This is a genomic window from Bordetella tumulicola (assembly GCF_054779135.1).
The window spans coordinates 37,797-55,640 of record NZ_BAAGYU010000007.1 but is presented as its reverse complement, the minus strand read 5'-3'; the positions used below and the strand labels follow the sequence as shown (position 1 = coordinate 55,640).

The 17,844-nt window shown below is 59.4% G+C and carries 14 protein-coding genes and 2 tRNA genes; 7 read left to right on the top strand and 9 right to left on the bottom strand.

The window, feature by feature from the left end:
• Positions 1-269: 269 nt before the first annotated feature.
• From ACYVDM_RS08670 to rnr, 3 genes are all read right to left on the bottom strand, one after another.
• Positions 270-1,511 (bottom strand): cystathionine gamma-synthase family protein, encoded by a 1,242-nt coding sequence (locus tag ACYVDM_RS08670; RefSeq protein ID WP_415786771.1) that lies wholly within the window; start codon positions 1,509-1,511, stop codon positions 270-272.
• Between the two features lie 61 nt (positions 1,512-1,572).
• On the bottom strand, positions 1,573-2,310 hold the full coding sequence (gene rlmB / locus ACYVDM_RS08665) for a 23S rRNA (guanosine(2251)-2'-O)-methyltransferase RlmB (protein ID WP_415786773.1): 738 nt from the start codon (positions 2,308-2,310) through the stop codon (positions 1,573-1,575).
• 133 nt (positions 2,311-2,443) lie between these two features.
• Positions 2,444-4,921 (bottom strand): ribonuclease R, encoded by a 2,478-nt coding sequence (gene rnr, locus ACYVDM_RS08660; protein WP_415786775.1) that lies wholly within the window; start codon positions 4,919-4,921, stop codon positions 2,444-2,446.
• A 196-nt stretch (positions 4,922-5,117) separates the two neighbouring features.
• On the opposite strand from rnr, the gene ACYVDM_RS08655 reads away from it, so the two are divergent.
• Positions 5,118-5,202: transfer RNA gene (locus ACYVDM_RS08655), tRNA-Leu, on the top strand.
• A gap of 178 nt (positions 5,203-5,380) precedes the next feature.
• Here the strand turns inward: ACYVDM_RS08655 and ACYVDM_RS08650 are convergent.
• Positions 5,381-6,103, bottom strand: coding sequence for a tRNA-uridine aminocarboxypropyltransferase (locus tag ACYVDM_RS08650; RefSeq protein WP_415786777.1), 723 nt, complete (start codon positions 6,101-6,103; stop codon positions 5,381-5,383).
• Between the two features lie 116 nt (positions 6,104-6,219).
• Here ACYVDM_RS08650 and ACYVDM_RS08645 point away from each other — a divergent pair.
• The 3 genes from ACYVDM_RS08645 (at position 6,220) to egtB (ending at position 8,843) form a co-directional block, all read left to right on the top strand.
• Positions 6,220-6,304: transfer RNA gene (locus tag ACYVDM_RS08645), tRNA-Leu, on the top strand.
• Positions 6,305-6,513: 209 nt separating this feature from the next.
• Positions 6,514-7,491 (top strand): L-histidine N(alpha)-methyltransferase, encoded by a 978-nt coding sequence (gene egtD / locus ACYVDM_RS08640; RefSeq protein ID WP_415786779.1) that lies wholly within the window; start codon positions 6,514-6,516, stop codon positions 7,489-7,491.
• 38 nt (positions 7,492-7,529) lie between these two features.
• Positions 7,530-8,843 (top strand): ergothioneine biosynthesis protein EgtB, encoded by a 1,314-nt coding sequence (egtB, locus tag ACYVDM_RS08635; protein WP_415786781.1) that lies wholly within the window; start codon positions 7,530-7,532, stop codon positions 8,841-8,843.
• A 5-nt stretch (positions 8,844-8,848) separates the two neighbouring features.
• On the opposite strand, the gene ACYVDM_RS08630 is transcribed toward egtB, so the two are convergent.
• Entirely contained in the window at positions 8,849-9,292 is a 444-nt protein-coding gene (locus ACYVDM_RS08630; protein ID WP_415786783.1) for a GNAT family N-acetyltransferase, read from the bottom strand.
• A gap of 192 nt (positions 9,293-9,484) precedes the next feature.
• Here ACYVDM_RS08630 and ACYVDM_RS08625 point away from each other — a divergent pair, with 192 nt between their 5' ends.
• A complete protein-coding gene (locus tag ACYVDM_RS08625; RefSeq protein ID WP_415786785.1) occupies positions 9,485-10,423 on the top strand; it encodes an AEC family transporter in 939 nt (312 codons plus the stop codon).
• Here the strand turns inward: ACYVDM_RS08625 and ACYVDM_RS08620 are convergent.
• The 4 genes from ACYVDM_RS08620 to ACYVDM_RS08605 all read right to left on the bottom strand — a co-directional run bounded on the left by ACYVDM_RS08620 (position 10,414) and on the right by ACYVDM_RS08605 (position 15,692).
• Positions 10,414-11,292 carry an ABC transporter permease gene (locus ACYVDM_RS08620; RefSeq protein WP_415786787.1) on the bottom strand — a complete coding sequence of 293 codons (879 nt, stop codon included), beginning with the start codon at positions 11,290-11,292 and terminating at the stop codon, positions 10,414-10,416. The two genes, ACYVDM_RS08625 and ACYVDM_RS08620, sit on opposite strands and share 10 nt — an antisense overlap.
• 24 nt (positions 11,293-11,316) lie before the next feature.
• Positions 11,317-12,267, bottom strand: a complete 951-nt coding sequence (locus tag ACYVDM_RS08615; RefSeq protein ID WP_415786789.1) for an ABC transporter permease — start codon at positions 12,265-12,267, stop codon at positions 11,317-11,319.
• Between the two features lie 109 nt (positions 12,268-12,376).
• Positions 12,377-14,038 carry a peptide ABC transporter substrate-binding protein gene (locus ACYVDM_RS08610; RefSeq protein ID WP_415786791.1) on the bottom strand — a complete coding sequence of 554 codons (1,662 nt, stop codon included), beginning with the start codon at positions 14,036-14,038 and terminating at the stop codon, positions 12,377-12,379.
• 58 nt (positions 14,039-14,096) lie between these two features.
• Positions 14,097-15,692 (bottom strand): ABC transporter ATP-binding protein, encoded by a 1,596-nt coding sequence (locus ACYVDM_RS08605; RefSeq protein WP_415787083.1) that lies wholly within the window; start codon positions 15,690-15,692, stop codon positions 14,097-14,099.
• A gap of 165 nt (positions 15,693-15,857) precedes the next feature.
• Here ACYVDM_RS08605 and ACYVDM_RS08600 point away from each other — a divergent pair, with 165 nt between their 5' ends.
• The gene (locus ACYVDM_RS08600) at positions 15,858-16,490 is read left to right on the top strand and encodes a cupin domain-containing protein (RefSeq protein ID WP_415786793.1); all 633 of its coding nucleotides are present in this window, start codon (positions 15,858-15,860) and stop codon (positions 16,488-16,490) included.
• Positions 16,491-16,518: 28 nt separating this feature from the next.
• On the top strand, positions 16,519-17,826 hold the full coding sequence (locus ACYVDM_RS08595; RefSeq protein WP_415786795.1) for an NAD(P)/FAD-dependent oxidoreductase: 1,308 nt from the start codon (positions 16,519-16,521) through the stop codon (positions 17,824-17,826).
• Positions 17,827-17,844: the final 18 nt, after the last annotated feature.

Genomic DNA, 17,844 nt, shown 5'->3' with positions numbered 1-17,844 from the left:
GCAAAATTGCTACGTCGCGGATGCCTCACTACTGATGAGAGCAGTGGGATATCAGCGACGCAGGGACATATTAGGCCCCGCTTTATCGTCGCGTCAAGAGGCAGACCTTAGCGGCAAGCCGCATAAATACTGGCCTTGGGGACATTTTGCAATAAGCATAAAATCTGAAACTATTTGCATAATAGCCCGCCCAGCCTCCATGCCCCTGCAAGACTTTCCCCGCAATCATCATAGGGAAGTTTCCTGACCTGCCTCTGACAAACTTCCGATCAGCCCAGGCAGGCCTGCAACGCCTGATCAAAATCATGCAACAAATCCGTCTGATCTTCGATACCAACCGACACGCGTATCAGACTATCAGCGATACCCATTTGGGCACGGCGCTCGGCGCCCATTTCGTAGTAAATGGTGTGGGCAGCCGGCAAGGCCAAGCTACGCGTATCGCCCAGGTGAGTTGCCATAAGCACAATCTGCAAGCGATTCAGAAAGTCGAAGCAATCAATACCCTCGGCCAACTCGATCCCCAACAAGCCACCAAATCGCCCACCAAACAACGCGGCGGCGCGCTCATGCTGCGGATGACCGGGCAGGCCCGGGTAATGCACCTTGGTCACGCCCGAATGCGCCTCGAGCATCTGCGCCAGGGCCAATGCATTGCTGCAGTGTGCGGCCATACGCAGCGCCAGGGTCTCGGCGCCGATCGCAATGCGATGCGCAGAGTCAGCGGACAGGGTACCGCCCATGTCACGCAGGCCTTTTTTCTTGATCTGCAGCAATCCCCAACCTGTAGGCGGCCCCTTGCGATAGCTATCGTAAATGTTCGCGTAGTTCGACCAGTCGTACAAACCCGTATCGGTGATCGCTCCCCCCAACGCATCGCCGTGGCCGCTGATGTACTTGGACAAGGAATTCATCACCAGCGAAGCGCCCACCGAGCGCCCCTGCATCAGCCAGGGTGAGGTCAGCGTATTGTCGACCACATAGACCAGACCATGCTCACGGCACAAATCACCCATGCCGGCCAGATCCGCTAATTGCGTGCCCGGATTGGCAATGGTTTCGGTAAACACCATGCGCGTGTTGGGCCGCAGCGCCGCCCGCACCTGCTCAAGGTCGGTAGGATCGACATAACTGACCTCGATCCCCAGCTCGGCCAGCGTGCCGAGCAAGCTGTTGGTATTGCCAAAGACGTACTGGCTGGACAACAGATGGTCCCCCTTGCGCAGCAAGGTCGTAAACACTGCCGTCAGCGATGCCATCCCTGTGGCAAAGGACACCGTGCCTGTGCCGCCTTCCATCAGGCTGATCTTGGACTCTAGCGCCGTCGTGGTGGGTGTCCCCTGACGACCATACGTAAAGCCCGCCTTGCCCTGAAACACCGCCGCCAGTTCGTGCGCATCGGCGTAGGCGAACTCGGACGAAGTATGGATAGGCTTATGCACGGCGCCATGCTCGACGGACTGGCGACGATCAGAATGAAGTATCGAAGTAGTAAAGCCGTTCTGGTGCATGATGAATAACTGGAAAAAGTGATGACCCCCAACGGGTCAGAAAAAGATCCGCCAGAGGAACTTACGCCTGTCGCTGACGCACGGATTCGTACAGGCACACGGCGCTGGCCACGCTGACATTCAGGCTTTCGACGGAACCCAGCATCGGAATCGTGACGAGTTGGTCGCAGGTCTCGCGCGTCAGGCGACGCATGCCTTCGCCCTCGGCGCCCATGACCCAGGCCATAGGCTGACGCGCGTCAACCGCATGTATGCCATCGCTTGCCTGGTCATCAGTGCCGACCACCCATACCTCGCGCTCTTTCAGGGCGCGCAGTGTGCGGGCCAGGTTGGTCACCATAATGTAGGGAACCGTATCGGCCGCGCCACACGCGACGCGTTGCACCGTGCTGTTAAGCCCCACCGCGCGGTCGCGCGGTGCGATCACAGCGTGTACACCCGCCGCATCGGCGGTACGCAGGCAAGCGCCCAGATTATGGGGGTCCGTCACGCCGTCGAGCACCAATAACAATGCCGGTCCCTCGATGGTATCGAGCACTTCGTCGACATCCACGGCCAGGGAACGCTCTTCGGCCAAGGCCACCACGCCCTGATGCCGTGTGCCGCGAGACAGACCATCGAGGCGCTCCGTGGACACCGGGTGCACGCGCCGCCCAGTACGTTCGGCCTGTTCGATAAACGTCTGCATGCGCTTGTCGCGCCGCGACGCCTCGACATAGATTTCCTTGATGGACTCGGGTGCGTGCCGCAACCGCGCCACCACCGCGTGGAACCCGGCCAGTACTTGGGCTGACGCCATGAAAATTCACCTTATTGTGCGTAAAGAAAAGCCGGCGTCCATGCGCCCGCTCGCCGGGCTGTGCTAACGCACAAACCCGGCATTACCCGTCATGTTACCGCCTGGCCCGCCGATGCGCGAGACGGCTTGCGGACTAGCGCCGCCCGCGTGCGGGCGCTTTCTTGGCCGCGGCACGCTTATTGGGCGATGGCGCGGGCTTGGCCGCCTGTTTGGCTTGCTCGCGGCGTTGCTTGGCCGTCTGCCCTTTCAGCGCGGCCGGCTTGGGCGCCGCCGCTTTTTTGACCCGACGGGGCTCGTCGGGATTGCGCGCGGCCGCCTTGCGCAAGGCGTCAAAACTTGTGCCTTGCACCAAGCGAAACTCAATCCGACGAGCTTCGAGATCGACGCGTGATACCTGCACCTGCACCTTGTCGGTCAGGCGGTATCGTTTGCCCGTGCGTTCGCCGCGTAGCTCATGCAGGGCGTCGTTGAACTGGAAGTACTCGCCGCCGAGCTCCGACACATGCACCAAACCTTCTACGTGCAAGGTATCGAGCGTGACAAACACCCCAAAACTGGCCACACCCGTGACGGTACCGCTGAAATCCTCGCCCACGCGCTCTTTGACGAACCAGCACTTGAGCCAAGCCTCGACATCACGCGATGCCTCATCGGCGCGACGCTCACTGGCCGACAACAGCAAGCCCAGTTTTTCCCAGGTCGCGTGCTCGTGCTCGCGCTGCGTACGGCCAATGACCAAGGGTTGACTTTCCAACCCCGGGACATAGCGATCGCCCGCCAACAAAGCCTTGATGACGCGATGCGTCAACAAATCGGGGTAACGTCGAATAGGCGACGTAAAGTGACTGTAGCCGGGGTATGCCAGGCCAAAATGGCCGACGTTATCCGGGCTATAGATGGCTTGCTGCATAGAGCGCAGACACATCGTCTGCAGCAACTGGAAATCCGGCCGGGCACGGACGCTGTCGAGGAACTCGCCATAGTCTTTGGCGGTCGGTTCGTCGCCGCCCCCCATCGACAACCCCATCGTGCGCAAGAACTCGCGCAGCGACGTCAAGCGCTCGGGCGTCGGGCCCTCGTGAACGCGATACAGACCCGGATGCTTGCTACGGGTCATGAAGTCCGCCGCGCAGGTGTTCGCCGCCAGCATGGATTCTTCGATGAGCTTGTGTGCATCATTGCGCACCACACCCACGATCTGCTCGATCTTGCCCAGCTCGTTGCAGACGATCTTGGTCTCGACCGTATCGAAATCAATCGCGCCACGTTTCTTGCGTTGCTGCACGAGCAATAAATACAGCTCGTGCAAATGACGCACATGCGGCATCACGACGCTCAGGTTGTTGGCCGCCGGCCCGCCGGGCTGCTGCAGCGCTTCCCAGATTTGCGTATAGGTGGTGCGCGCATGCGAATGCATCACCGCGTTGTAAAACTGATAGGCCCTGATCGTACCGGCCTTGGCGCCCGTCGCGGGAATCACCATGTCGCACACCAACACCAGCCGGTCGACATTCGGATTCAACGAACACAAGCCGTTCGACAAGGACTCGGGCAACATGGGGATCACTCGACGCGGGAAATACACGCTAGTGCCCCGCTCGATCGCGTCGTCATCCAGTGCGTCGTTGGGCAGTACGTAGTGGCTCACATCGGCGATCGCCACCAGTAAACGCCAGCCCGGCCGCTTGCGCTGGCCCGTGCCCAGTTCAACGGGCTCACAGTACACCGCATCATCGAAGTCGCGCGCGTCTTCGCCGTCAATCGTGAACAGCGGCACATCGCGCAGATCGACACGCCCTTTGAGATCGGCCTTGCGCACCACATCTGGCAGACGCGCCGCCTGCTTGGCGGCCGCCTCTGAAAAATCGACCGGTACGTCGAACTTGCGAACGGCGATTTCGATTTCCATGCCGGGGTCATCGATCTCGCCCAGCACCTCGTAGACCCGACCCAGCGGTTGTGTATGACGGGTGGGCTGTTCCATGATCTGTACCGACACCACCTGCCCGTGTTGCGCACCATTGGTATCGCCGGGCGGAATCAAGATGTCGTGCTTGATGCGCTGATCTTCGGGCACCACGATAGACAACCCGTGCTCGTGCAAAAAGCGCCCCACCAATTTGTTGGTACGGCGTTCGATCACCTCGACAATCGTGCCCTCGGGCTTGCCCCGGTATTCGCCGGCCGGCTTGACCAGCACCCGATCACCGTGCAAGACCTTGAGCATCTCGCGCGGTGACAAAAACAAGTCCTGCCCGCCATCGTCGCGCAGCAGAAAACCAAAACCGTCGCGATGCCCTTGGACCTTGCCCGCCACAAAATCAAGTTTGGTGGCCAGCAACAACACGCCTTTGCGATTGGGCATCAGTTGGCCGTCGCGCTCCATCGCGTTCAGGCGGCGGTCGAATCCGACCAACGTCGCCGGCCGCTCGACCCCCATGCGCTCGGCCAGCTCGGCCGGCGACAGCGGCGCCCTGGCGGAGCGCAGCGCCTTGAGGATCTCCTCGCGGCTAGGCACATCGGGATCAAAATCGGGGGGTGTTTCGGGCAAGACGGATCCTGATCTGCCGTTGTTATTGTTATTGGAATCTCTGTTCGATCGTTTTGCCAAAGTTAAAAATCCTGTATATAATCTTTTGCTTCTGTGGTCTGCCCGAGGCTGATCACTGTAGCAAAACCAGGCGGCAACTTAAAGTACTAATTGCACTTTTAAAGTGCGCTTTAAAAACCTGACTGGTCTGGGTAGAAAGCGATGCGTCTCTATTTGTTTAAAGCGTATCACACAAACCCGTAAAACTTTGCACAGTGCCCAGGTGGCGGAATTGGTAGACGCGCATGGTTCAGGTCCATGTGCCGCAAGGTGTGGAGGTTCGAGTCCTCTCCTGGGCACCACGGAATTCAGACGATGATTCGTCGACAATCCCCGGCAACCATTTGGTTGCCGGGGATTTGTTTTTGGGTCGCCCAAAATTCCCCGAATATCGGCATTTTCCTTTCCCTGAATACCCGTGTTTCCCGGACAGCGACGCGACACAAGCCACCATCGCATACACGGTACTTACCTACTGACTTACCTCTCGCCTTCATCCTTGCGTTTTGCCGCGCGATTGCCCTCGCGCAGGACATGATGACGTCGATAGCAATCCGGGCCCATCGCCGCGATCTGCCCGGCGATCAAGGCCTCGAATGGTGCCAATAATGCGTCGAACGACCGGGGCGCCTCCAGGGCATTAAGTGCTGCCGCAATCGCCTCGACCGTCGACAACGCGCCCGCGTCGCCGGCATAACGCACCCGATAGCGCGTCGTCACCCCCGCCGGCAAGGTCACCCGCGGCAATGCGGCCAGCTCAGGATGCATCGCCAGCAATTGACGTGCCTGCCGCCAAGTGCCATCCGGTACCACCAACAAGACAGGTATCGCCGGCTGACTATCGGCCTTGCCTGTTGTTTCCCGGGCAGGTCGCGGGTTATCGACCGTGCCTATTGCCTCTGGGGGGATCAAAACCTGCGCGCCCTGCCCGGGAAACAACAGGCACGGCCGATAACCCGCGACCTGCCATAGCGCGGCGTCAAACTGCCGCTCGACATGCAACTCGGCATTGCGCAACCCCAAGACCGCCAACCTCGCGGTATTCAGCGCATGACCCGACTCGTCGGGATGCTGCAACACCAGCACACGCGTACGGCCTTCCAACGACGGGATCCGGGCACACAAACAATGCGTCAGCGGCCGATGGCAACGCCCACATCTGGGGCGCTTGTTCGCCGCGCACTCCAACTTTTCCTCATTCATTTCTCGTGGCCCATTTCACTGATCACCCGCCCTATTTGCGTACGGTAAAGAATACGTGCATAATCCGCGTCCTCTGATATTCAAACGCACTGGCAACAGCGCGCCAGAATAGCAGCGCCCAGGTGGCGGAATTGGTAGACGCGCATGGTTCAGGTCCATGTGCCGCAAGGTGTGGAGGTTCGAGTCCTCTCCTGGGCACCAATTATTACACTGCGAGTTACCTTCGCGGTGCGCCGAAAACCCCGATCGCTTCATTGCTGTCGGGGTTTTTTATTTTTCAGATCATGTCAAAAAGTCGAAAAATGCACACAACAGTCGTGCAGGCAAAACTTGACAATCCAAAGGGGTAGCAGACCACAATAGGCTTGGCACGACGTAAACTCTGTGCAAACTCCGCAAGGAACCACCCTATGGTCCTGTCCCGCAGCATGCTCGCCGCGGCGCCATCCAATGTTCTGGTGCCCTCATCTCACGGCCAATTGCACGCCATCGACGAATTGCAAACGGGGCTGCTCACTCACCCCGCATACATTGATCCAAAGTACCTGTACGACACACTGGGATCCAGTCTGTTTACCGCGATCACTCAGTTGCCCGAGTATTATCCGACCCGATGCGAAGCCGAGATATTGGACGAATATGCCGTCGACATCGCCGAGCACGTGGGAAACGTCAGCGCATTAGTTGACTTGGGCGCGGGTGACTGCGCCAAGGCGGAAAAATTGCTTCCGTCTCTGCTGCCTGAACGCTATATCCCCATCGATATCTCAGTTGAATATCTGCACAATGCAGTACAGCGCATTCAGCACGCTTACAAAGATCTGAAGGTTCTTCCATTGGGTCAGGATTTTCATCACGCGCTGACCCTGCCGGATAGCATCCCATTACCCGGGCGGCTATTTTTCTATCCCGGTTCCAGCATCGGCAACCTGACCCCTGAGCGAGCCCTTGCACTGCTGACACAGATTCGAGACTCCTGCCCGGAAGGCGGCTTACTGATCGGGGTCGATCGCATCAAATCACGCCACACGCTAGAGCAAGCCTACGACGATGCGCTGCATCTGACCGCCGCATTCAATCTGAATTTGCTGCGCCATGTGAATCAGCGACTGGGCAGTGATTTTGAGGTCAGCGACTGGCAACACGTCGCCCACTATGACGAACCCCATGCGCGAGTACAAATGCACTTGCAAGCACAATCCGATATACAAATTCATTGGCCCGGCGCACATAGAGATTTTCGCGAAGGAGAACGTATCCATACCGAGAACTCGTATAAATACACACCGGATGGTTTCCGCAGCCTATTAACCCGCGCGGGCTTTTCGCGCATCGAGCACTGGTCGGATACACGCGGCTGGTTTTCCGTATTCAGTGCACGCGCCTGAGCACCGGCCGTCGCTTGCAACGAGACAGAACCCCCATTATGGATCCCGCCTGCTTGCTCACCCACCCAATGACCCATCCGGACACGACACACACGCTGGCGGCTCGCTATGAACAATTACGCCAGCAGACACGTGCACTGGCCGAGCCCCTCAGTGCAGAGGACTGCCAGATACAGTCGATGCCCGACTGCAGTCCCGTAAAGTGGCACTTGGCGCACACCACCTGGTTTTTCGAAACCTTTATTCTGAGTCGTTTTCAGCCTGATCGCGCGCCCTTTCATCCCGATTACCGGATGCTGTTCAATTCGTACTACAACGCCATCGGCGCCCGGCATCCGCGTCCGCAACGCGGCATGCTGTCCCGCCCGCCGCTGGACGATATCTGGCGTTACCGCGACGCCACCGATGACGCGATGCGCGCGCTGTTCGATCGCATGGCGGGCGTTGACGCTGCCTTTGATCAACTTGTGGAGTTGGGGTTGAATCATGAGCAACAGCATCAAGAATTGATCCTGACGGATATCAAACATGCCCTGTCACTGAATCCGCTACGGCCCGCGTACGCACCGCTGGCACAAGGATCCTCTTCTACCGTTACCCCGCCGGGCTGGATTCAGTACGAGGGTGGCCGGGTACGTATCGGCCATGAACAAACGGGCTTTTCGTTCGACAACGAAAGCCCGGCCCATGACATGCTGTTGCGTCCGTTCCATCTGGCTGACCGCCTGGTCACCCAGGGCGAGTATCTAGCGTTTATCCTTGATGGCGGATACCAACGCGCTGATTTGTGGCTGTCATTAGGTTGGGACCGTGTCTGTGCCGAGCAGTGGCAAGCGCCGTTGTATTGGGAAGAACAGGGAAACGACTGGCAGATCTATACCTTGCGCGGCATGCAGGCTCTGGATCCGCAGGCGCCCGTTGCGCACGTCAGTTATTACGAGGCCGACGCGTACGCGCGCTGGGCGCGCGCGCGACTGCCTCGCGAGGCGGAATGGGAGCATGCGGCACGACAAATGCGTACAGGCAGCGGGCTAACGACGGCCAATCTGCTCGAAAACGGTCAGCTGCATCCCGTCGCCGCCGTCTCTCGGCCCGCTCCTGTCACCGATCCCGCGCAGATGTTTGGCGACACCTGGGAATGGACCTGCAGCGCGTATGACGCCTATCCGGGCTATGCGCCACCCGCCGGCGCCGTCGGGGAATACAACGGCAAATTCATGTGCAACCAGTATGTGCTGCGCGGCGGGTCTTGCGTCACCCCGGCCAGCCATATTCGGGCGACCTACCGCAACTTCTTTCCACCCGAAGCACGGTGGCAGTTTTCGGGGATACGCCTGGCGCGCGACGCGTAGCACACTCAGCGCACCAGCTCCCGAATCATCGCTACGTGGGCGATGCCGGCCTCTATGAATTCTTCGCCTTGTGCCAGGAAGCCGTGCGCTTCATAGAACTGGCGTGCATGGGTCTGTGCATGCAACAGCAGCATCCGATGCCCGTCGCCGTGTCCCTGTTCAATCAAGGCATCCAGCACCTGCCCGCCTATGCCCGTCCCCCGGGCGGGTTTACGCACGGCCATACGTCCGATATGTCCATCGGGCAACAGGCGTCCCGTCGCAATGGGCATGCCATCAGGCCCATAGGCCACCGCGTGCACCGACAGCGCATCATCGTCGTCCAGCTCGATCTCGGGTGGCACGGCTTGCTCCACCACAAACACCTCATGCCGGACCTGATAGGCGTCGTCACGCAGACGGTCCCACGTTCCCAGAACAATACGAACAGGAAGGTTTTTGTTAGGCATGACGTGTCTCCGGCATCAAACAATATGCAAACTGGGTGGCGATGACGGTCATCGCCTTTTTGGTTCCAGGCTCTATCGTACCGCCAGGCGTCGACGCACTTTCGCGAGCATCGCCCTCCCAACAGAAGCCCTGCCCCGGCAGTCGCCATCCGCGCACAGTAAAATGCGCACTCCTTCGTTCTGCTGTACACCATGGATGCCGTCGTCACTGCCGCCCTGCCGGTATTTGCTCTTATCCTGACCGGCTGGCTCGCGGCGCGCTTCAGGGTGCTTGGCCCCGCCGCCACCGACGCCCTTAACCGCTATGTGGCTTATCTGTCTCTGCCGGCCCTGCTGTTTCGGGCCATGGCGCAGGCGGATCTGGCGCAGATGTCCTGGCGATTCATCCTCTCCTTCCTGGGCGGTATCGCAGTTACCTTTGTCGTGACCTGCCTCATATCGCGCGGCCGCGGTGTCCGGCTGACCGATCTCAGCATCCACGGCCTGGCCGCCTCGTATGCGAATGCGGGCTATATGGGCATCCCGCTCTGCTTGGCTCTCTTGGGTCCCGCCAGTCTGGCGCCGGCCATCATCTGCATCCTGATGACTGCATGCGTCCTGTTTGGCGGGGCCATTGCGTTGATCGAACTCGACCAGCATCGCGATCGCGGCCTGGGCTCCACCCTGCTCAAAGTTGCCCGGGCCCTGATACGCAATCCCCTGCTGATCGCTCCGCTGCTGGGCCTCGTCGTGGCGCTATCCGGGCTGACCTTGCCGCTGGGCCTGGATCGCTATGTGGAACTGTTGGGTGCATCCGCCAGCCCTTGCGCACTGGTCACCATCGGTCTGTTCCTGGCGCTGGCCGAGCCGGGCGGCAATCAGGCTGCCGTAGGCAAACTGGTCGCCGGCAAACTGTTGGTGCAACCCACTGTAACGGCTGCACTGGTATTTTGGGTCTTTCCCGCGCCGCCCCTGTGGGCCTGGACCGCCGTGCTCATGGCCGCGCTGCCGATCGGTACCGGTCCTTTCATGCTGGCGCAGCTCTATCGGCGCGATGCGCGCGCCGTATCGCGCGCGATTTTGATTTCCACCGTGCTGTCGGTCATCACGATCTCATTACTGGTGGCTTGGATCAGCCGAGTTCACATGTGATCGTTGCGCACGTCCAGCGCATCGCGCAGCCCGTCTCCGATGAAGTTAAAGCTGGTGACCGCCATCGTAATCATGATGCCCGGCACGATGGCCAGCCATGGCGCGCTGGCCAGATATTGCTGCGCACCGTTGAGCATATTGCCCCAACTTGGCAGCGGTGGCTGAATCCCGTAGCCGAGAAAGCTGACATACGCCTCAAGCAAGATGGCGCGTGCCACGGTGAGCGTCGCCGCCACGATGATGGGCCCCATAACATTGGGCAGAATCTCGCGGAACATGATGTGACCGCCGCTGAGTCCCAGCATCCGCCCCGCCTGCACGAATTCCCGCTCACGCAGAGAACGCACCTCGGCCTCGACGATACGCGCAACTTCCATCCAACTGGTCACGGCGATGATCACCGTAATCATCGTCGGGCTGGGTTTCAATAGCGCAGCGAGCGCCAGCATGAGGAAAATCGAGGGAAACGCCAAAAAGGCATCGACCATCCGCATCAGCGCGGCCCCAAGCCGACCCCCACGATAACCCGCGATCACGCCCACCGCCGTGCCGATAATCGTCGAGAGAACCATCGCCGCAAACCCGACCAGCAGCGAGATTCGTCCGGCCTCCAGCAAGCGCGCGGTCTGATCGCGGCCCAGCGGATCGGTGCCTAGATAATGGTGCCCGGTAAAGGGCGGCGCGAAACGCGCGCGCAGATCAACATAGAGCGAGTCATAAGGCAAAAGCCACGGTCCCACGATGCAGGCCAGTACCAACATCGTGATCATGAAGATGCCCACCAGCGCCAGGCGATGGCGAACGAATCGGCGCACGGTCCGGCTCTGCCACCAGCGACTGCGGTCGGAAGGTGCTGCGATAGTAGTCATGACGGTTTCCTGATCGGGTGGAGGTCAGCCAAGGCGGATACGTGGATCGACCGTCGCCACGATAATGTCGGCAATGAGGTTTCCAAGCAGCGTCAAGATGGCGGAAAGCATCAGGAGCCCCAGGATCACCGGGTAGTCGCTATAACCGAGGCTGTCGAGAAACAACCGCCCCATGCCGGGCCAGGTAAAGACGGTCTCGGTGACCAGCGCTCCCCCGAGAATAGTAGGCAGTTGCATACCTGCCAGTGTGATCATCGGGAGCAAGGCATTACCCACCACATGCTTCATCAGGACACGCCGCTCTGGCACTCCCTTGGCCCGGGCGGTCTTGATGAAATCCTGATTGATCACGTCCAGCGTGGCCGATCGCATGTAGCGGCTCCAGGTCGCGACGTGCACCAGTGACAGCACAAGACTCGGCAAAATCAAGTGATGCAGGTAATTCAGTATCGACTGATCGCCGATCGTGTACATATTGCCTGCGGGCACCCACCCCAGCTTCAACGAAAAGACGTAAATCCCGACCAGACCGAACCAGAACGTCGGAATCGAAAGCGCCACCATGGCACCAATGGTGGCGCCGTAGTCAAAACCCGAGTAGCGGTGCGTCGCGCCGCGGATACCGATCCAGGTACCAATGGCAATGGAAATGGCAGTCGACGTTCCCATCAGCAGCAGCGTCGCAGGCAGATGCCGACCGATGACCTGCAGAACCGGCGTGCCATCGCGATAGGACCGTCCCCAGTCACCCTGCAGCATCTGCCAGGCCCAGTCGAGATATCGCAGGGGCAAGGGTTGGTCCAGGCCCATCTGACGAGTCAGACGTTCTATATCTGCCTGCGTCATACTGGCATCCAGTGCAAATTGCGATAGCGGACCGCCGGGGATCATATTCAATATCGCAAAGCCGATGATCGATACGATCAGCAGCAAAATGATGCTTTGCCACAAACGATTTAGCAGAAATCCGGCCATTCAGCCCCCACGATACATAAGAAATTCCCCCCACGCCGCGCCTGCGGCTTCGCTGCCAAAAAGGGGCAGCGATGCCCTGCCTGAACGCTGTCGAGCTCGGGTAATACCATCACGCTTCGCGGAACCAACCCGCCGCATGCCAGGATTCGGTACGCGTATTGCTATTGCTAGCCGTGCCCTTGATGTCCGACTTCCAGCCACGGACGACGTTCTCCGAAAAGAGCGGCAGAAAGGGCAGATCGGCACGCACCTGCGCCTGGATTTCCTTATAGATTTCGATTCGACGCCTTTGATCGAAAGTGCGCGCCCCCTCTTCCAGCAATTTGTCCACCTGCGGATTGCTGTATTGCGAGGTGTTCGAGCCACGTCCGCCCTTGGCGCGAATCGCGCCGGTATGGAATCGATTGAACACATCGGGATCGGAGCCCACCAAATAATTGATTCCCACCACCACCGAGTCATATTTCGACAGGGTCCAGAAATCGCCCCAGATAACGGCCGCGGGCAAATTCGAGATGGTCATCTCGATGCCAATCTCTTTTAGCGTCTGCTGGACGAACTGCTGCAGTTGCTCGCGCAGATGATTGCCCGCAGTGGTCGAGTTGGTGAATGCAAGCCGCACACCATTCTTGGCGCGGATCCCATCCGAGCCTTTTACCCAGCCCGCATCATCGAGTAGTTTGCGCGCTTTATCGAGACTGAACTCATGCTTGGGCAGATCATGGTTGTAGTAGACCGAGCCGCGCGGCATATAGGATTCGACCGGCTCGGGTAGCCCGTAGTAGAGCGCGTCGATGATTGCTTGCTTGTCAATGGCGGCATAGATGGCCTCGCGTACCGCCAACTCCTTGAATACCGGCCGCTCCAGATTGAGATAGATCTGTTCGACGGTCGGTGCCGGCTGCAGCTCAACCACCCGGTTCTTCAGCGTCTTCGCCTCGGCATAGTTGTCGGGAGTAATGTATTGGCGCCCCACCAGGTCGATGTCACCGCTCTTGAACTGGGTATACAGCACGGTCAGGTCGGGGATGTACTTGAATATCAACTGCTCGATATAAGGGCCTTCGCCATGGTAGTTGGTATTGGCGACCAGCTCGATGTGATCGCCCGCGACGCGGCGGCCCCATTTGAACGCACCGGTACCGATGGGCGCCTGATTAAAGGCAGCGGTGTTCTTGTCAGCCTCGGGCTCCAGAATATGCTTGGGAACGATGAAAGTCTCTGTCAGGAAGGACATGTACGGCGCAAAGGGCTCTTTCATCTTCCAGGTCAGCTCGGTCGGCGAGACGACGGTAATGTCGTGCACGAGATTGTGTCCCGCGGTGCGCCAACTGCGAAACTTCGGATCGACGATGAGCTCAAGCGTGAACTTCACATCCTCGGCCGTCATCGGCTTGCCATCATGCCATTTCACGTCGTCACGCAGCTTCACACGCCATTCCAGGCCATCGGCGGACAGCCCGCCATTTTCCTGGCTGGGAACTTCCGTGGCGAGATTGGGCACGACCGAGCCATCCGGCATCGTTCGAAACAGTGCGTCAAAAACCGAGAAATGCAGACCGTCATCGACTTCGATTTTCAGCATCAACGGGTTGAACACGGTCGGCTCCTGCGACAGGCCGACAATGACCCGCCCCGCGGGCGCGGCTGGCGGCGTCTGGGCAAAAGCAGGTTTACCCAGCAGATGAAAACCGAACATGCCCGTCGCACCAGCAAGACCCATCAGCTTCAATGCGGAACGGCGGCTTTTCGAGGTGATTGTGTCAGTCATTGGATGATCTCCGTGATACGACATTGTTAGAACTGCGGTCTCCAGGGCCCGGGCTCTGCTAGCCTGGTTCCTGGCCCGGAATGGCGGCAACCAACTCGCGGGTATAGGCGGACTGCGGATCGAGGAAGATCTGCGACGGTGGCCCCACCTCGACGACTCTGCCCTTTTGCATCACGACGATCTCGTCGCAAATCTGGCTGGCGACCCGTAGATCGTGGGTAATGAAGACCATCGATACACCCGTCTCGCGCTGCACTTGGTCCAGCAGCATCAGTATTTGCGCCTGAATCGACACATCGAGCGCCGAGACGGACTCATCAGCGACCAATAGCTTGGGCTTGAACATCAGCGCGCGAGCGATACCAATACGTTGACGCTGCCCGCCCGAGAACTCATGCGGATAACGTCCGAAAGCCCCGGCATCGAGGCCCACGTGCGACAGGAGCGCCTTCGCTTGTTCGCGTGCCTGAGAGGCAGGTATGCCATGCGCAATCGGACCAACGGTCAAGATATGCGCGATTGTCGAACGCGGATTGAGCGAAGCAAACGGATCCTGGAAGATCATCTGGATCTTTGGACGCAGGGCTCGGAACGCGTTCTCTTTCATCGTGGCGATATCCGTGCCCTCAAAGAGGATGCGGCCGCTGTCGCTGTCCATCAACTTGATCAGCAGTCGCCCGAGCGAGGACTTTCCCGAACCGCTCTCCCCCACGACGCCAAGCGTACGGCCAGGTTTCAGTTCAAAGGAAACATCATCGACCGCCTTGACGGTTCGCGCACTACGCAACAGACGGCTGCCGCTGCGATAAGTCTTGACCAGATTCTCGACCTGCAGGATCGGTGTCGCAGACGTCTCGGGCAGAACGCGGTTGGTGCTGGTCAGACGAGGTACGGCCGCGATCAGGCGCTTGGTATAGGGGTGTGCCGGGGTCGTCAGCACCCTGCCGGCGGGTCCCTGCTCGACGATCTTGCCCTTTTCCATCACCACCACACTGTCGGCGATCTCCGCGACCACGCCAAAGTCATGGGTGATGAACATAACGCTCATCCCCTTGCGACGTTGGATATCGCGAATCAGATTGAGGATCTGTGCCTGCGTCGTTACGTCGAGCGCCGTCGTCGGCTCGTCCGCGATCAGGATAGTGGGCTCCAATGCCAGCGCAATCGCGATCATCACCCGTTGTCGTTGGCCCCCCGACAGGCGAAACGGATATTGGTGATACAGCAGCGCAGGATCCGGTAGACCGACCTCGGTCAAAAGCTGGAGGGCGCGGTCTTTACGGCTATCCGCCGTGCCGACATTGTGGGCCAGCAACGCTTCGGTGATTTGGTCTCCCACCGTCATCAAGGGATTCAGGGCCGAAAGCGGATCCTGAAAGATCATGGAAACCACCCGGCCACGCAAATCGCGCAGCTGTTCGGGTCCGGCGCCGATGATCTCAGTATCGTCCAGCCGGATCGAGCCTTCCGTGACACGGATCACTTTGGGCAGCAGACCCATGATCGCATTGGCCGTCACCGATTTTCCGGAGCCCGACTCCCCGATGATGCAGAGAATCTGCCCCTTCAACAAATCGAATGAAATTCCGTTGACGGCATGGGCGCGCTCCATGCCAACCGGCAGACTGACTGTCAGATTGCGCACCGAGAGCATCGCCGCGGCGGCTACCGTATTGCTTGCCGGTATAGAAGCCACAAATCCCCCTGCCGTGTAGTAATAGTGATGGCGTTCGACTGAAAATTTAGTATATATTGAAAATTATTGAAGATATCTTCACTATTTTGCTTGATACGCTTTTCCTGTCAATAGGGGATTTCGATGCCAGCACACGGGGAAAATAAGGATCGGCGTGTCGCCGACTCTCCCTCGGAAACCGCCGAATTTCACGTGGGCGCCACGCTTCGGACGTTGCGCAAGCAAAAGGGACTGTCACTCGAGAGGCTTGCGCAAGCCTCGGGCGTTTCAATGGGAATGATCAGTCAGGTAGAACGCGGTATCGCTAATCCCTCAATGCGGCTTCTGACCTCGCTGCGGCGAGCGCTGAACATCTCGATGCAGGAATTATTCGGTGAAGCCAGAGGCGAGATACCCGAGACCGGCGAGCCCTCTTTTGTACGCCGTCGTGCGCAGCGCCCGGTCATCGACCTAGGGATGCTGCACAAAGAGCTTCTAACACCGCCGGACCGGCACCAGCACCTGCAGATCATGATCCTGAGATTGGAGCCCGGCGGCACATCCGGCGGCCACGCCCTCAGTTATCCGGCAGAGAAAGGCGGGCTCGTCCTGTCCGGCAAGGTGACTCTGAGTGTCGATGATGAGGCCTCCGAACTGGAGACCGGCGACAGCTTCGTTTTTGACAGTAACCGACCGCATTCCCTGCGCAATATCGGCGACGTCCCGACCGAGATCCTGTGGATCATTGGCGCGGTGCAGTTCGACCGCTACCTCTAGCCCCTATCCCCACATAAGGAGATTCTCCATGCAACAGCCCCCCATTGCCGAAAAGAGTACCCCCTACTGGTGGGAAGCCGCGCCGGTGCGACCACTGCCGACACAGCCGCTCGCGAAACAAGCGGATGTCGTCATCGTCGGCGCGGGCTACGCCGGACTGACGGCCGGGTTGACCCTTGCGCGAGCGGGCCGTGCCGTTGTGGTGCTGGATAAGATGAATCCTGGCGAGGGCGCTTCGTCGCGTAATGGCGGCATCACCAGCGGCAATATCCGGCTGGGCTATGCCGAGTTAGTACGAAAGTACGGCGAAGCACGTGCCGTCGCTATTGAAGCCGAAGGCAAGGCGGCACGCGAATTCATTTATGACTTTATCCGTACCGAAGGCCTGGACTGCGATTTCAACCTGACCGGCCGCTTCTATGGCGCCATCGGCAAAGCGCAATACGAGACAATGGCCCGCGGCGCCGAAAAACTGCAAAAAACACTTGGAATCGAGTCCTATGCAGTCCCACATGCCGAACAACGCCAGCACGTCGGCACCGACTACTATCGCGGTGGCTCGGTCCGCATGGATATCGGTGGATTGCATCCTGGGAAATACCATGCCGAGATCCTGCGCATTACGCTGGCCGCAGGCGTCACCGTGCATTCCGATACGGCGGTCAAGTCCATCACCAACGAAGGCGAGGGCTTTCGAGTCGAGACCTCGGCAGGCACGATCATGGGCCGTCAAGTGCTGATCTGCACCAATGGCTATACCGATGGCGCCAATCCTTGGCTGCGCCGCCGACTGGTGCCGATACGCAGCCGCATCATCGCAACCGAGGAATTGCCCTCCGAACTGATGGCCAAGCTGATGCCGCGCAGGATGATGTGCGGCGAAGGCAAGGTTCTCGGCTATTATTACCGCCCTTCACCGGACGGCAAGCGTATCCTGCTGGGCGGGCGCGACGCCTCGCAAAGCGGTGATCCGGCGGCGCCGACTGTCATGCTCCGGGACGGACTGATCAACCTTTTTCCTGAACTCGCGGACGTGAAAATCAGCCATAGTTGGTTCGGCAATGTGGCCATGCATCGCGACATGCTGCCTCGAATCTTCGAGCACAATGGCCTGACCTACGCGACGGGTTTTTGCGGCTCGGGCGTCGTCTGGGCGCCCTGGATTGGCAGTCGTGCAGCGCACAAGCTACTAGGCGACGACCAGCGCAAGTCAGCGTTCGATTTCCGTCCGATGCCCTTCATCCCGCTCTATGCAGGTAAGCCGTACTTTATGCCCGCGCTCATCCAGCTCTATCGCCTGCAGGACCGCATCGCGCTCGCCCGCGCCAACCGCTGACCCCTTTCTGTCCCCCGG

Bases quoted from the DNA above. Each gene is read 5' to 3' on its own strand.
- ACYVDM_RS08670 (WP_415786771.1), bottom strand. From the start codon at position 1,511: ATGCACCAGAACGGCTTTACTACTTCGATACTTCATTCTGATCGTCGC.
- rlmB (WP_415786773.1), bottom strand. From the start codon at position 2,310: ATGGCGTCAGCCCAAGTACTGGCCGGGTTCCACGCGGTGGTGGCGCGG.
- ACYVDM_RS08650 (WP_415786777.1), bottom strand. From the start codon at position 6,103: ATGAATGAGGAAAAGTTGGAGTGCGCGGCGAACAAGCGCCCCAGATGT.
- egtD (WP_415786779.1), top strand. From the start codon at position 6,514: ATGGTCCTGTCCCGCAGCATGCTCGCCGCGGCGCCATCCAATGTTCTG.
- egtB (WP_415786781.1), top strand. From the start codon at position 7,530: ATGGATCCCGCCTGCTTGCTCACCCACCCAATGACCCATCCGGACACG.
- ACYVDM_RS08630 (WP_415786783.1), bottom strand. From the start codon at position 9,292: ATGCCTAACAAAAACCTTCCTGTTCGTATTGTTCTGGGAACGTGGGAC.
- ACYVDM_RS08625 (WP_415786785.1), top strand. From the start codon at position 9,485: ATGGATGCCGTCGTCACTGCCGCCCTGCCGGTATTTGCTCTTATCCTG.
- ACYVDM_RS08620 (WP_415786787.1), bottom strand. From the start codon at position 11,292: ATGACTACTATCGCAGCACCTTCCGACCGCAGTCGCTGGTGGCAGAGC.
- ACYVDM_RS08615 (WP_415786789.1), bottom strand. From the start codon at position 12,267: ATGGCCGGATTTCTGCTAAATCGTTTGTGGCAAAGCATCATTTTGCTG.
- ACYVDM_RS08610 (WP_415786791.1), bottom strand. From the start codon at position 14,038: ATGACTGACACAATCACCTCGAAAAGCCGCCGTTCCGCATTGAAGCTG.
- ACYVDM_RS08605 (WP_415787083.1), bottom strand. From the start codon at position 15,692: ATGCTCTCGGTGCGCAATCTGACAGTCAGTCTGCCGGTTGGCATGGAG.
- ACYVDM_RS08600 (WP_415786793.1), top strand. From the start codon at position 15,858: ATGCCAGCACACGGGGAAAATAAGGATCGGCGTGTCGCCGACTCTCCC.
- ACYVDM_RS08595 (WP_415786795.1), top strand. From the start codon at position 16,519: ATGCAACAGCCCCCCATTGCCGAAAAGAGTACCCCCTACTGGTGGGAA.